The following is a 12,603-nucleotide window of genomic DNA, read 5'->3' as shown; positions in this document are numbered from 1 at the left end:
TTGCCCTAACTTTCCACAAAATAAAATAAGCTCCTTTGGGGCTTATTTTATTTTGTGATTAAAGGGATTCGAGCCCGAAAGGGCATAGTTTTCCGCTAAGACCACGGTATCATAGGAACAATTTACAGTGCCGCTAAAACCTCATCGATGTCCGGCAGCTCCCCGAGGGCATAGACCTTTACCCATTTAACGATGCCCTGTGCGTCGACTAAGACGTTGACCCGACCGGAGCATCCATGATTTGACATAAACACGCCGTAGTCCAGCGCGACTTTGCCCTGCGGCCAGAAGTCGCTGACAAGGGGGGTGTTCTCAATGCATAGAACCGTTGCCCACGCCTTTTTTCCGGGTGCTGCGTCAACGCTTAGACCAATGGCAACGGTGTTCTTCGCAGCGAAGTCATCGAAGTGTACCTCCAGCGCGCGCATCTGGTCAGTGCACACGCCGGTCCAGGCGAACGGATGCCAGGACAGCAGCACCTGTTTGCCCCTATAGTCGGACAGTCGAATTTCCTTGCCAAACCCGTCTTGCAGGTTAAAATCAGGGGCCATTACCCCCACTTGAATTGCATCCATATTTTATTCCCTCCTGTATTTAAATGATGTGTAGAGAGCGGAGCCAGTCCAGGCGATCCTGCTCTGATGTTCTTATTATACCACACAAGTGAGAAAAACTTTACTTGAAAGAGAGTTCGGATTAAAAAGATCAGTTCTTGACATAGCCGCCGGGTGTTATAGAATATAATTAAATCAGAAGAATGGAGGAATTTTATATGAATGTAATCGAAGCACTCAATTCAAGACATTCGACCAGAGCTTTTCTGCCAAAACCAGTCGGAAAAGAAGAACTATTAGCGGTTTTGGAAGCCGCAGTCCGTGCTCCGTCATGGGCCAACTCCCAGCCGTGGGAAGTATTTGTTGCTATGGGAGATACATTAGAAAGTATTAAAAAAGGTTACAAACAAAAATATGCGGATAAAGCCGTTGCTGCACCGGAAACGCCGCGTCCCGCCAATTGGTCGGAAGCAGCCATAAGACACCAGAAGCAGCTTCATCCTGATATGGTTCGCGATTGCGGCGATGTCGTAGAGCAGTTTGGTGCGCTCAACCAGTCGATGTTCAACGCTCCTGCTGTTATTTATATTTGTATGGACAAAGTTTTGTCCGAATGGTCGATGTATGACATCGGCGCTTATGCTCAGAGCATCATGCTCGCGGCAATCGAACGCGGATTGTCCACGGTGCCAGCAATCACGCTTATGCTTTATCCTGACGTTTTACGGCGTGAACTAAAAATCCCGGATAACCTCCAACTTACCATTGGCATTGCAATCGGATATGCCGACAAAGAGAATAAAATCAACAGCTTTATCAGCAGCAGGAGCCCGATTGATGAAACTGTTCGATTTTTCGAGTAATGAAGGTTTAAAATATGGATGATAAAATTATTACAGCCTATCGAAAATCTAAAAATATTTATGATGATGTATTAACTCAGAGCAGATGGTGGAGCAAACTTTATATTCGTTTGTTTTGGAACGGCGTAGATGATACGGATATAGCAAACCGTCTTCTTCAATACATTCCGAATGACTATTGCGGGAGCTTATTGGATGTACCGGTAGGAACAGCGACGTTTACTTGGAAAAAGTATAAGACTTTACCGTCTGCTTCTATCAGCTGTCTGGATTGCAGCGGAGATATGCTGGATCAGGCGAAAAAACGTCTTGAACAGGCCGACAATATACGCTTTTATCAAGGCGATGTAGGGAATATGCCCTTCAAGGATGAAATGTTTGATACGGTACTGAGTATGAATGGCTTTCATGCTTTCCCTGATAAGGAAAGGGCTTTTTTCGAGACCTATCGCGTGTTAAAAAAAGGCGGCAGCTTTTTAGCATGCTTCTATATCTGTGGGCAATCTAAAATAACGGATCTTTTCGTTTATTCTTTTTTATCTAAAAAAGGATGGTTTACCCCTCCTTTTGATACCAAGGAAAGCTTACATAGAAAACTAAACGATTTGTACCAAAGCGTCGATTTCCATCTGGACGGTTCAATGGTCTGGTTCAAATGTGTTAAATGAACAGAATAAAGAAAAAAATAAATGTGTCTTCTCCTTATCTTCACAAATTCTAATAATATGGTATGATGATAATCAATAATAAGGAGGTACAAGCTGTGGAACAAACAATATTTACGAATGAGGTCATTTTATCTTGGCTTCGATATTTTTCGCAGAACGTTGAAATGAACCTGGCAGAGTTAAAAATGCTCGACATGACTGGAAAAAATAAAAACTTGATGTCAACCGTTATGAGCAACCGAGCAGTGCTGGTCTTTATAGACGCCGGACATCCGGATATCTTCTACGATATGTGGAATTCTGAATTAGGAGATTGCGAAGTCTGGTACAATGAAGGCTCCGATCCGTCCGGAGAGATCAAGCATGATAAACTCTCCAGCATGATCAATCGCGGGATTAATGCTTCTGCAGCTATGTTGATCCTGAATCCTAATGCTGCAACAAATTATCAGATCGGTATTGAGAACCGACGTTTCGCATGCAATTCAGTTCATTATGTATGCCAAGAAGTTCGGGCGGTTATCATGAATAAGCTCAATTTAGGCGACCGGAATAATATATGCATCATCTCCGGGGAAAGTATTGCCGTAGAGTCTGCCATGATCGTTTCGGAGGGTCATGTCATTGCTGTAGAGTACGACAGTAAAGACCGTAATACAATGGAAGAGAATATTGCAAAATTTGGACTGAACAACGTAACAATCGTCAAGTCTTTGAATGATGTGATCTTAGATACTTTGCCAATTCCGGATATAGCATTTATAGTTGCTTCTCCTAGAATTGAAGAGGAAATCAAACGCCTATTAACCATCAATCCCTTGATGGAATTTGTTATCTACACGTTGGATTTTGAGATTTTAGCTTCTCTTTCTACCTTATGCCGTGAAAACGGACTAGGACGCACAGAAGCTTTACACGTAGCCGTATCAAGAGTAAACAGCAAAAATATGGTGGAACCATTTCCGGCACCTTGGCTTATCTCTTGCAAAAGTAAATACTGATTGATAAAAAAAGAAGGCACAAGATAAAAATCATCCTGTGCCTTTATTTTTATTTAGCATCTCTCATTACTTCATGGATTCAATGATGCTGTCAGCCAAATCATCAAATACACTCTGATCGTCTTCCTTCATGGCCGAATTCAATGATACTTCTTTGTCTAAGATAGTCATTTCTTTCATTCCGTCTAGGAATTCATGTATTAGTTTGCCGGACTGAGGAGCCCATGAGCCGTTTTCAATCAACGCAAACGTACGTTTTTGGAGATTCAATGCTTTCATGTCCGCCAGATAGGTAAGCATCGGCGGATAAATGTTCAGATTATAGGTTACACTTGCAAGCACCACGTGGCTGTATTTGAATGTCTCTGAGATCAAATAGGAAACATGGGTTTGCGATACGTCATACATCACTACATTCGTCATTCCCTTTTTTACCAGCCTCGTTGCCAGATCATTGGCAGCAGCCTCTGTATTTCCATACATAGATGCATACACAATCATGACGCCCTTTTCTTCAGGCTCATATCGGCTCCACTTGTCGTATTTTTCAAGTAAGTACCCGAAATCGTTACGCCATACCGGTCCATGCAGCGGACAGATATACTTTATGTCAAGTCCACCGGCCTTCTTTAACAAGGTCTGAACATGAGGCCCATATTTGCCTACGATATTGGTATAATATCTTCTGGCATCATCAATCCAGTCGCGGTCAAAGTTTACTTCATCATTGAACAGCTTTCCGTCTAACGCGCCGAAGGAGCCAAAAGCATCCGCAGCAAACAATACCCCATCGGTCGTATCATAGGTTACCATTGCTTCCGGCCAGTGCACCATCGGGGCAGCTACAAATACAACTTTGTGCTTGCCAAAAGACATCATATCTCCCTCTTTCACCTGCGTTTGTCTTCCATCGTCAATGTCGAACCCGAACTGATGCATAAGCATAGCCGCCTTTTCTGTACATATCACTTTTACATCCGGGTAACGCAGAATAATCTCTTCAATGCACGCTGCGTGGTCCGGTTCCATATGATTGATGACCATATAGTCCAGCGTCCTGCCGTTCAGCACATGCTTAATATTTTCAAGAAATGAACGACAAATGGACCAGTCCACTGTATCAAAGAGTACGGTTTTCTTATCTAAAAGAAGATAAGAATTATAAGAAACCCCTCGAGGAATAGGATGAATGTTTTCAAAGAGAGCAAGCCGACGGTCATTTCCTCCGATCCAATAAAGATCTTCCGTTATATTTCTAACACAATACATGAATTTAATCCTCCTTTACACTAAAAAGCATCTTTAGTGTCTACTCATCAAATCAATTAGATTTCTATAAATTCAGCCTTTTCTTCACCGCATATCGGACAAGTCCATTCTTCCGGTATATTTTCAAAAAGCGTACCTGGAAGAATTTCCCCTTCCGGATCCCCTAAACCCGGATCGTATTCGTAACCGCATCCGTTGCAAACATAATGTTTCCAAGTCGGTGCACTCTTTTTAGGAACGGTTCTTTTCATCTTTTTCATTGGAGGTGCTTCCTTCTTCGCCTCTCCATTATCCAATGCAGCTGTGAGTAACGGCAAGATCTCTAGGAGGTCGCCGACTATGCCGTAGTCTGAAACTTTGAAAATCTTTGCGTTTGGATCATTATTTATTGCAACAATTGTAGTGGCATCTTTTATGCCCTTTAAATGTTGTCCTGCCCCTGAAATACCGCATGCCACGTAAAGATTCCCATTAAATTTCTGACCGGACATCCCAACGTAACGGTTTAGCGGGACATATTTGAGAGTTTCAGCAACCGGCCTGGAAGAACCTACGGCAGCGCCTGCTTGAAGGGCCAGTTCTTCTATTAGCGTCATATTCTCTTTTGCACCGATTCCCTGTCCGGCACTAACTACCCTCTCCGCTTTCGTGATAGGGGTATCCATCGGTATACCGACGGTGAAATCATAGCCATCTGCCTTAAGCGCTTCCACAAGAGCCGCTACCTTTTCTTCGGAAGTTCCTTCGTTAAATAGGACTTTCTTGCGGTATCCTGTAGCAGGTTGATGCTGATTCACCCTCACATCAGCCTTCGGAATCTTTCCGATGATATGCGCAGCAATAACAACACGTTGGATTTCATTCGTCCCTTCATATATCGTGCATATTTTAGCATCTCGATAAGCTCGCTCAACTTCCATACCTTTTAAATATCCGGTTCCGCCGAATATTTGAAGTGCATCATTGACAATCTCCAGACAGACATCAGAGGTATATTGTTTCGCCATCGCGGATTCCATGCCATAATTCTCATGATTTTCTTTCAATGCTGCTGCGCTGTAAACAAGCAATCTGGCGGCTCTTAGCTTTGTCGCCATGTCTGCAAGCTTAAAAGCAATTGCCTGTTGGTGGCATATCGGTTTTCCGAATTGAACTCTTTCTTTTGAATACTCCAAGGCATGCTCATAAGCCCCTTGAGCAATGCCGAGGGCCTGAGCCGCAATCCCAATACGCCCGCCGTCCAAAGTGGCCATGGCAATTTTAAAGCCATCGCCTTCGTTGCCCAATCGATTTCCCTTCGGTACTTTCACATTGTTAAAAATCAATTCCCCTGTAGCGGAAGAACGAATACCCATCTTATCGTAATGTTTACCGACACTAAAGCCCTCCCAGTCCTTCTCTACAATAAATGCACTGATGCCCCGGGTACCTATATCCGGAGTCGTCACTGCAAAAATAATATAGGTATCCGCTTCTCCTGCGTTGGTGATAAAAATCTTTCCACCATTCAACATATAATAATCGCCTTCTAGTACAGCAGTCGTTTCCGTACCGCCTGCATCACTGCCGGCATTTTCTTCGGTGAGACCGAAGGCACCGAGCTTTTCTCCTTTCGCAAGCGGAATCAAATATTTCTGTTTCTGTTCTTCTGTTCCATACGCTAAAATAGGATACGTTCCGAGTGATGTGTGAGCAGACAAAATAACGCCGGTACCGCCATCCACTCTTGATAATTCTTCCACCGCAATGGCATAGCTTATTACATCCAATCCTGCTCCGCCGTATTCTTCCGAATACGGAATCCCCATCATTCCCATGTCAGCCAATTTTCGAATGGCTTCTGAAGGGAATCGGTTTTCTTGATCCATCAAAAATGCAATGGGCTTCACTTCCTCTTCCGCAAACTTTCTGATTTCACTTCTCAGATTTTCATGTTGCTCCGTAGTTTTAAAAAACATATCTTTTCCTCCTTGAACAATAAATTTATGATACTTTTTAGCCAGAAATCATATAAAAACTGTAATTCAAATGGTCTACATCTGATAATTAGCTTTTCATCGATAGAAATAGCATTTTATCTCTCTAAATTTTTCTTGTTTGGAAGGTTAACCTCTTTCATTAATAATTGAAATTCTCAATAGTTCTCTTATTCCCTAAAATTTACACTTCAAACTTATTAATTCGTTTTTATCCATTTCCGCTTCAGTTGCTAAATGCAAAATCCGCTGCATACTAAATTTATTTTTAGTATGCAGCGGGTTTTATTATCTTTCTATAGTTCCCCATTTTAAAGTAGCTTTCATAAAGGAGCTCATGTCTTTAAAAAAAATCAGCCAAAGCTTACAACAGTCCATAGTAGAGCAATATGCCGTTATAAATACCTACTGCAAAGCTCTGTGGGTCAGTTGAAAGCAAAAAAGCATCGTTCTCATTTGTCAAATAGCCCATCTCTACCAAAATAGAAGGCATAGCGGTTGCCCTAAGTACATAAAGTGTCGGTCTGATAAAGACCCCTCTGTTTTGTAAGCCCGTCATATAATTTAAACCTTCTAAAAGTCTAGTAGCCATATTATATGCAGGGGTCTCTGCCGTATGCACATAAGCTTCACTGCCGCTGATGTCCGGATTAGGGTTGGAATTGCAATGTAGACTAATGAACCAATCGGCCCCCCAGCTGTTGGCCATATAGACCCTGCTTTGAAGGCTGCTCGCCGTGCTTGTTCCTAACTGCTCCGTGGGCGTATTTCGAGATAGTCTTGCTTCAAAGTTCGGATTATTGTTCAGCAAGTCCGCCAATCTCACCCCTACTTCATAATTGACATCCTGCTCTCTGACTCCATTTGCTTCGGCGCCGGCATTTGGATTCTGAGGGTTATGCCCTTGGTCAATAAATATTTTAATTGCCATCGTGTTACTCCATTTCAAAATTTTTATATAAAAACAATATTTTTATTTATTATATGAAAAAAGATGAAAAGAGTTTTTATTTTAGTTACACCGTAACATATTTTCGAATAGCTGCATCATAATAATTTTTTACATTTTCGTTAAAGCACACCATTTCAATCGTAAATGGTTGACTGCTTTCCTTGCAACATTGTAAGATTGTCTTTACCGCAATTTCAGAGGCTTTATCCAATGGGAAACGATATACACCGGTGCTGATAGATGGAAAAGCAATATGATAGCATCCGTGTGCCTTTGCTAATTCAATACAACTTTTATAACTGCTTACGAGCAAGGCTTCCTCATGATGACTTCCGCCGTGCCAGATTGGGCCCGGGGTATGAATGACGTATTCCGCCGGTAAATTGTATCCCTTTGTTATTTTCGCCTTTCCCGTCTCACATCCGTTCAAGGTTCGGCATTCTTCCAGCAGTTTTGGTCCCGCAGCTCGATGAATGGCTCCGTCAACACCTCCTCCGCCTAAAAGTGAGGTGTTGGCCGCATTGACAATTGCATCACATTTTATCGTTGTAATGTCACCCAGAACCGCTGTTAATTTAACCATTATTTTTTCACTCCTATTCTATTGTTCTTTGCTTTCGTTCGTCAATTAACCTCTGCTGATATACCCACGCTTTTTCCAACCGCTTGTCCGTCCATTTTTCTTTTGAGGATAGCAGCAGAGGTTGTGCCTCTTCTGTTTGTTCCGTATAAATTAAATCAAATATTTTCAGAATTGCTAAATGCCCGCCTAATTGCTTGTGATTCTGTAGATTAGTAAATTGTTTGTCAAACCTTCTTAAAACAGCAAGTGCTTCCTGTACTTCAAGGAGCCTAAAGTCAATATAAGCCAAGTTTATATAATATACCAGCTTGTTGATTCCCCTGAAATCCTGTTCCGGCACCTTCAGCAGCATTTCCTTGGCTGTTTCAAAAGCCTCTTTGTCGGAATATCCTGCACAGAGATTGAGGTATATAAGAGCCCTATGATGTCTTTCTTTTGTATTGCGGAGCAGCTCTTCGTTCTCCGCAATAAACCGCTCCTCATCTCTATCGGTCAGCAATATTTCGGTCAACGCATTTAATTTCTTTGCAAATCGAAATTGGTACGCGCCGTTAATTAGAACAGCCAGCAATATTGCGGCTATGCCAAAGATATAATAGTATTTCCAAAACGCATCATTTGAAATGTTAAAATGATTCTTAAAAATAGCGCAGAGAATCCCCAGAGGAATCCCTAGCATTAAAATCCTGCCGAATCGTATTTTCATTCATTTCCCCTCCCCTTATACAATATATTTTGACAGAACTTTACGGGGTTTGCAATGCAAATTTTACCATCTAGTGCATCAAAAAATACGTCTCACAGGTTCCTGTAGGACGTATTTCATCGGCAAGCTCATACCGTCTGAAAAGACTATTTTAAAGCCACATAGATGTCAATATCTGCATTTTCCCAGTCACTGTTCAGATACTCTTCAAAATCTGCGGAAAAACTCCTGTCCAAATCCATCTGCCATATCTTTTCCCATGCTTCCGCTACTGCCGTTGCCATATTTCCATGGACGGAAAATTTTGCATATTTACCGGCAGGAATCACCTTGACTGCCAGTCCTTCATTTTCTGCCTTAGAAACCTCATTACCGGCTGTAACGCAGTATTGCTCCCCTGAGTAATCGGAATAAAGCCCGATTGCATACTCATTCACCTTGTTTTTTATGGCGGCGTTTACCCCGTCTTCATATAACTTTTCCCACAGACCGCTGATGATTGTCCCCATTTCAGGGTCTTGGTTACCGGTTATAGCACTCACCCCAACAATAGTTTTTTGATCTAGATTTACAATTTCATAATTCATAGTACATACCTCCTTCACATTGATAAGGCTATTGTATGCCATAAAATAAGACAACTGTATGTCATATTAAAAATATTGTTTAAGTGTATTCTGCAATTTTGTTTTTACATCATTTCTGACATCAATGGGTCCTAACACTTCTGCATGTTCCCCGAAAGACGTGACATAATAAAAGATCCACTCGCCTTTCGGGTAATGAATTTCTGCAATGAAGCTCCCGTCTTTCTGCTCTTCATAGGAATCAAATTCATCATACACACGAAACGCTACTTTTTGAGATAACCTTAATTTGAGTGTCACGAATTCCTCATGAAAACTCGTATCCTCCAAAAATATTTGCGACGGTGACTTACGAATAAAATAGTCTTCTAAGACCTCTAATTTTCTTATTCGTCTTAATTTGAAAAAACGTTCTCCTTGCTTTAATCTGCAAAATCCAAACAAGTACCAAGCTCCCCCTTTAAAACAAAGTTTTAAAGGTTCCACTTCACGGTTAGAAGACTCCCCTTTTACGTTGGCATACGAAAAGCGAATCATCTTCTTCTCTAAAATTGCTGATTTAACGGTATGAAAGGTTTCGGTTTCATTTTGAATGTTCGCCCATGACGAAAAATCCACCTCGATCCAGTCCGTGTTAGATTCTCCAAACAAGCAGCTTAGTTTTTTCAGCGCAGTATCGGTCTCACTGAGATGAACGGCACTTACTGCTTTTAAAGAAGCTAAGATTTCTTCTTTTTCCTCGTCCGTCAAAACCGTCTTATTTAATACAAAGTCAGGAAGAAGGGAAATGCCGCCTCCTTTTCCTTTGCTCATATAAACAGGAATTCCCGCACAGGATAAGGTTTCAACGTCCCGATAAATCGTTCTCGTAGAAACTTCGAATCGCTCTGCAAGCGCCTTCGCCGTTATTGTCTTTTTATCCATCAATATGTACACGATTTCAAATAATCGATTAATTTGCATATGATCCACCTTATTTTTATCAATTCGTTTCTGTTCATTTATCAACCTGTTTTCATATATGCATCGAATCTTGCCTGTTTCATAAATGGTTGATTATGATTGTCTTGCTGTTTCCTTAAACCCTATATTAATCGAATTTATTACAAATATATACTTAATATTGTACCATAATTTTCATCCAAATGTCGGTTTGAAATATATAATCGTATAAAACGTTGTAATAAGGGCAAGCTTTTGTTAGACTAACTAGAAAAGTAAAAAAGCTAGCAAAATTATAGCTTAATCTTGAAAGGGTTGCCGTTCGATCTCTTATTTTTTATAGACTATATAGATAAGTCACTTGAGAAGGTAACGAAGAATAGGAAGGGGGTTTTATATGAAGATACGGATAGGCTTATTTGGATTTGGGAAAACCGGTTCTGTTGTAGCAAATGAAATTGTTAAAGACCCAGATTGTGAATTAAAATGGGTTTTAAGACAAAGTGACAAAAACGAAGGGGAAATGGCTAGTCAATTACTAGGACACGAGCACGAGGAAGGGAAAATATTTTCAATTAAAAATGTTGACTTTAATAATTTTTACGATGACAATAAAGTCGATGTGATTGTTGATTTTTCTACCTCATGTGCAGTGGCAGAATACCAAAGCGCAGCAGATAAAGGCATTCACGTAGTATCGGCTATTTCCAATTATGATCCAAAAGACATTAGTCAATTAAAAAAACTCAGCCTTAATACGGCTGTACTATATTCACCGAATATTACGTTAGGAATCAATTTCCTGATTGAAGCATCTAAATTACTCCAAAAAGTTGTCCCAAATGCTGACATAGAAATCATTGAAGAGCATTTTAAAGGGAAAAAAGGAGTTTCAGGAACGGCCTTAAGGATTGCCGAAGACCTGGGAATAGATAAAGAGACGCACATTAATTCTATCCGAGTAGGAGGAATTGTCGGAAAACACGAAGTGATTTTCGGCCTTCCTAATCAAACAATCCGAATAGTTCATGAATCAATAAACAGGTCTGCGTTTGGAGAAGGTGCCATTTATGCGGCAAAATGGATCATGACTAAAGAAAAAGGACTGTACACGATGGAGCAAGCATTATCGCTCATCATGGCTTGTCCTTCTACCGCTGAAAGTATTTAACTATTTATGACAGCGTTTTATTTTACAAAATCATACAACTGTACATCGCAAATTTTATCTACTATTTATGAGAATATTTATTAAAAAATTTAAAAGAAGAGATTAAGCTAGATTACCAAAATTATCATTTGATTATAAATGAAGAAAAAATAAAAAAATTAAATCATTTCTTTAAAAAGAGTGTCCCAAAATAAATTTATAATTTGTTTTGAGACACTCTTTTCTCTTTACTTGAATTGAGATTCCTTATTCGTTCTGACAATATTTCATAAAGGCTTTAAATGCAGTCGGAATAGAGTATTGATGCCGGATTTCTTCTTCCGTTGCCCAAGTGAAATTCGATGATGAAAGAACCTCACCTTCTACAAAATAGCCTTTCATGTGCCATTCCCGGTGGCTGAATATATGCTTTGACATTTTAATCGGCTGAATTTGCTTAAGCGTGATCCCCATTTCCTGTAACAACTGTTCACTCTGCTTTTGCGTTAAATACCCATCTACATTTGGAAATTCCCAAAGGTTAGGCAGCAATCCTCCCTCATCTCGTTTGCGAAGTGCAAATTTTCCTTCTGCGATGATCACAAATACCGTCTTTTTATCAATCGCGCGCGCTTTTTTAACGGATTTAACCGGAATATCTGACGTTAATTCCTCTTTATATGCCTTACAGTGTGTTTGCACCGGACATTCTGTGCACTGCGGCTCTCCGTTTGGTAAGCAGATTGTTGCACCTAAATCCATTAAGGCTTGATTAAAATCGCCGGGTCTTTCCGCCGGCACAAGCAGTGTTACGATCTCTTCCAATTCTTTTTTTATTTTAGTATTAGTGATATCCTCTTTACTGGCTAGGAGCCTGGACAGAATACGCAAAACATTTCCATCCACAGCAGGAACTGCTTTCCCAAAAGCAATAGAGGCAATTGCTCCGGCCGAATAAGGGCCTATTCCGGGTAACGAGACTAATTCTTCTTTTTCTGAGGGAAGCTGTGCCGCAAACTTACTGACGATGATTTGGGCCGCTTTTTTCAAATTAAGAGCACGATTATAGTAACCCAATCCTTGCCACAGTTTTAACAGCTTATCCTCCTCTACCTCAGCTAAATCCTGTATGGTCGGAAGCTCTGTAAGAAACCGCATAAAATATGGAATGACCGTATCTACTCTGGTTTGCTGCAGCATCATTTCGGAAATCCATACTCGATAAGGAGTCGGTTCACTTCTCCATGGCAATACTCTGGCTTTTTTATCATACCAAACTAATAAGTCCGATTGAAACTGCTTGATGGTTTTTACGTTTTCAATTAATTCTATTGTTTTTTTCAAATCTCAGC

13 protein-coding genes are annotated in these 12,603 nt (G+C 40.7%); 4 read left to right on the top strand and 9 right to left on the bottom strand.

Features of this window, described 5'->3' with window-relative positions:
• Positions 1 to 122 precede the first annotated feature (122 nt).
• Positions 123 to 575 carry a redoxin domain-containing protein gene (locus tag JYB65_RS00265; RefSeq protein WP_206580588.1) on the bottom strand — a complete coding sequence of 151 codons (453 nt, stop codon included), beginning with the start codon at positions 573 to 575 and terminating at the stop codon, positions 123 to 125.
• A 197-nt stretch (positions 576 to 772) separates the two neighbouring features.
• Between JYB65_RS00265 and JYB65_RS00260 the strand changes: the two genes are divergently transcribed.
• The 3 genes from JYB65_RS00260 (at position 773) to JYB65_RS00250 (ending at position 3,086) form a co-directional block, all read left to right on the top strand.
• Positions 773 to 1,417, top strand: a complete 645-nt coding sequence (locus JYB65_RS00260; RefSeq protein WP_206580587.1) for a nitroreductase — start codon at positions 773 to 775, stop codon at positions 1,415 to 1,417.
• 14 nt (positions 1,418 to 1,431) lie between these two features.
• Positions 1,432 to 2,085 carry a class I SAM-dependent methyltransferase gene (locus JYB65_RS00255; RefSeq protein WP_206580586.1) on the top strand — a complete coding sequence of 218 codons (654 nt, stop codon included), beginning with the start codon at positions 1,432 to 1,434 and terminating at the stop codon, positions 2,083 to 2,085.
• Between the two features lie 95 nt (positions 2,086 to 2,180).
• Positions 2,181 to 3,086 carry a precorrin-6B methylase gene (locus JYB65_RS00250; RefSeq protein WP_206580585.1) on the top strand — a complete coding sequence of 302 codons (906 nt, stop codon included), beginning with the start codon at positions 2,181 to 2,183 and terminating at the stop codon, positions 3,084 to 3,086.
• 66 nt (positions 3,087 to 3,152) lie between these two features.
• Here the strand turns inward: JYB65_RS00250 and JYB65_RS00245 are convergent, their stop codons facing one another.
• The 7 genes from JYB65_RS00245 to JYB65_RS00215 all read right to left on the bottom strand — a co-directional run bounded on the left by JYB65_RS00245 (position 3,153) and on the right by JYB65_RS00215 (position 10,122).
• Positions 3,153 to 4,355: an FprA family A-type flavoprotein gene (locus tag JYB65_RS00245; RefSeq protein WP_206580584.1), complete on the bottom strand. Its 1,203-nt coding sequence runs from the start codon at positions 4,353 to 4,355 to the stop codon at positions 3,153 to 3,155.
• 56 nt (positions 4,356 to 4,411) lie between these two features.
• Complete coding sequence (locus tag JYB65_RS00240; RefSeq protein WP_206580583.1) at positions 4,412 to 6,313, bottom strand: acyl-CoA dehydrogenase family protein; 1,902 nt, start codon at positions 6,311 to 6,313, stop codon at positions 4,412 to 4,414.
• A gap of 382 nt (positions 6,314 to 6,695) precedes the next feature.
• A complete protein-coding gene (locus JYB65_RS00235) occupies positions 6,696 to 7,262 on the bottom strand; it encodes an N-acetylmuramoyl-L-alanine amidase family protein (RefSeq protein ID WP_206580582.1) in 567 nt (188 codons plus the stop codon).
• Positions 7,263 to 7,347: 85 nt separating this feature from the next.
• Complete coding sequence (locus tag JYB65_RS00230; protein ID WP_206580581.1) at positions 7,348 to 7,866, bottom strand: O-acetyl-ADP-ribose deacetylase; 519 nt, start codon at positions 7,864 to 7,866, stop codon at positions 7,348 to 7,350.
• 13 nt (positions 7,867 to 7,879) lie between these two features.
• On the bottom strand, positions 7,880 to 8,572 hold the full coding sequence (locus JYB65_RS00225) for a hypothetical protein (RefSeq protein ID WP_206580580.1): 693 nt from the start codon (positions 8,570 to 8,572) through the stop codon (positions 7,880 to 7,882).
• A 146-nt stretch (positions 8,573 to 8,718) separates the two neighbouring features.
• Positions 8,719 to 9,159 carry a GyrI-like domain-containing protein gene (locus JYB65_RS00220; protein WP_206580579.1) on the bottom strand — a complete coding sequence of 147 codons (441 nt, stop codon included), beginning with the start codon at positions 9,157 to 9,159 and terminating at the stop codon, positions 8,719 to 8,721.
• Between the two features lie 66 nt (positions 9,160 to 9,225).
• Complete coding sequence (locus JYB65_RS00215; RefSeq protein WP_206580578.1) at positions 9,226 to 10,122, bottom strand: helix-turn-helix transcriptional regulator; 897 nt, start codon at positions 10,120 to 10,122, stop codon at positions 9,226 to 9,228.
• Between the two features lie 376 nt (positions 10,123 to 10,498).
• Between JYB65_RS00215 and JYB65_RS00210 the strand changes: the two genes are divergently transcribed.
• On the top strand, positions 10,499 to 11,272 hold the full coding sequence (locus tag JYB65_RS00210; RefSeq protein WP_206580577.1) for a 4-hydroxy-tetrahydrodipicolinate reductase: 774 nt from the start codon (positions 10,499 to 10,501) through the stop codon (positions 11,270 to 11,272).
• Positions 11,273 to 11,518: 246 nt separating this feature from the next.
• Here the strand turns inward: JYB65_RS00210 and mutY are convergent, their stop codons facing one another.
• On the bottom strand, positions 11,519 to 12,595 hold the full coding sequence (gene mutY, locus JYB65_RS00205) for an A/G-specific adenine glycosylase (RefSeq protein ID WP_209010464.1): 1,077 nt from the start codon (positions 12,593 to 12,595) through the stop codon (positions 11,519 to 11,521).
• Positions 12,596 to 12,603: the final 8 nt, after the last annotated feature.

The organism is Clostridium aminobutyricum (genome assembly GCF_017255415.1).
In the GTDB taxonomy this organism is placed as follows: Bacteria; Bacillota; Clostridia; order Peptostreptococcales; family Anaerovoracaceae; genus Aminipila; species Aminipila aminobutyrica.
The sequence above is the reverse complement of the archived record's forward strand: the minus strand, read 5'-3'. Positions and strand labels throughout refer to the sequence as shown.

Coding starts and splice junctions, on each gene's coding strand:
- JYB65_RS00265 (WP_206580588.1), bottom strand. CDS start 575: ATGGATGCAATTCAAGTGGGGGTAATGGCCCCTGATTTTAACCTGCAA.
- JYB65_RS00260 (WP_206580587.1), top strand. CDS start 773: ATGAATGTAATCGAAGCACTCAATTCAAGACATTCGACCAGAGCTTTT.
- JYB65_RS00255 (WP_206580586.1), top strand. CDS start 1,432: ATGGATGATAAAATTATTACAGCCTATCGAAAATCTAAAAATATTTAT.
- JYB65_RS00245 (WP_206580584.1), bottom strand. CDS start 4,355: ATGTATTGTGTTAGAAATATAACGGAAGATCTTTATTGGATCGGAGGA.
- JYB65_RS00240 (WP_206580583.1), bottom strand. CDS start 6,313: ATGTTTTTTAAAACTACGGAGCAACATGAAAATCTGAGAAGTGAAATC.
- JYB65_RS00235 (WP_206580582.1), bottom strand. CDS start 7,262: ATGGCAATTAAAATATTTATTGACCAAGGGCATAACCCTCAGAATCCA.
- JYB65_RS00230 (WP_206580581.1), bottom strand. CDS start 7,866: ATGGTTAAATTAACAGCGGTTCTGGGTGACATTACAACGATAAAATGT.
- JYB65_RS00225 (WP_206580580.1), bottom strand. CDS start 8,572: ATGAAAATACGATTCGGCAGGATTTTAATGCTAGGGATTCCTCTGGGG.
- JYB65_RS00220 (WP_206580579.1), bottom strand. CDS start 9,159: ATGAATTATGAAATTGTAAATCTAGATCAAAAAACTATTGTTGGGGTG.
- JYB65_RS00215 (WP_206580578.1), bottom strand. CDS start 10,122: ATGCAAATTAATCGATTATTTGAAATCGTGTACATATTGATGGATAAA.
- JYB65_RS00210 (WP_206580577.1), top strand. CDS start 10,499: ATGAAGATACGGATAGGCTTATTTGGATTTGGGAAAACCGGTTCTGTT.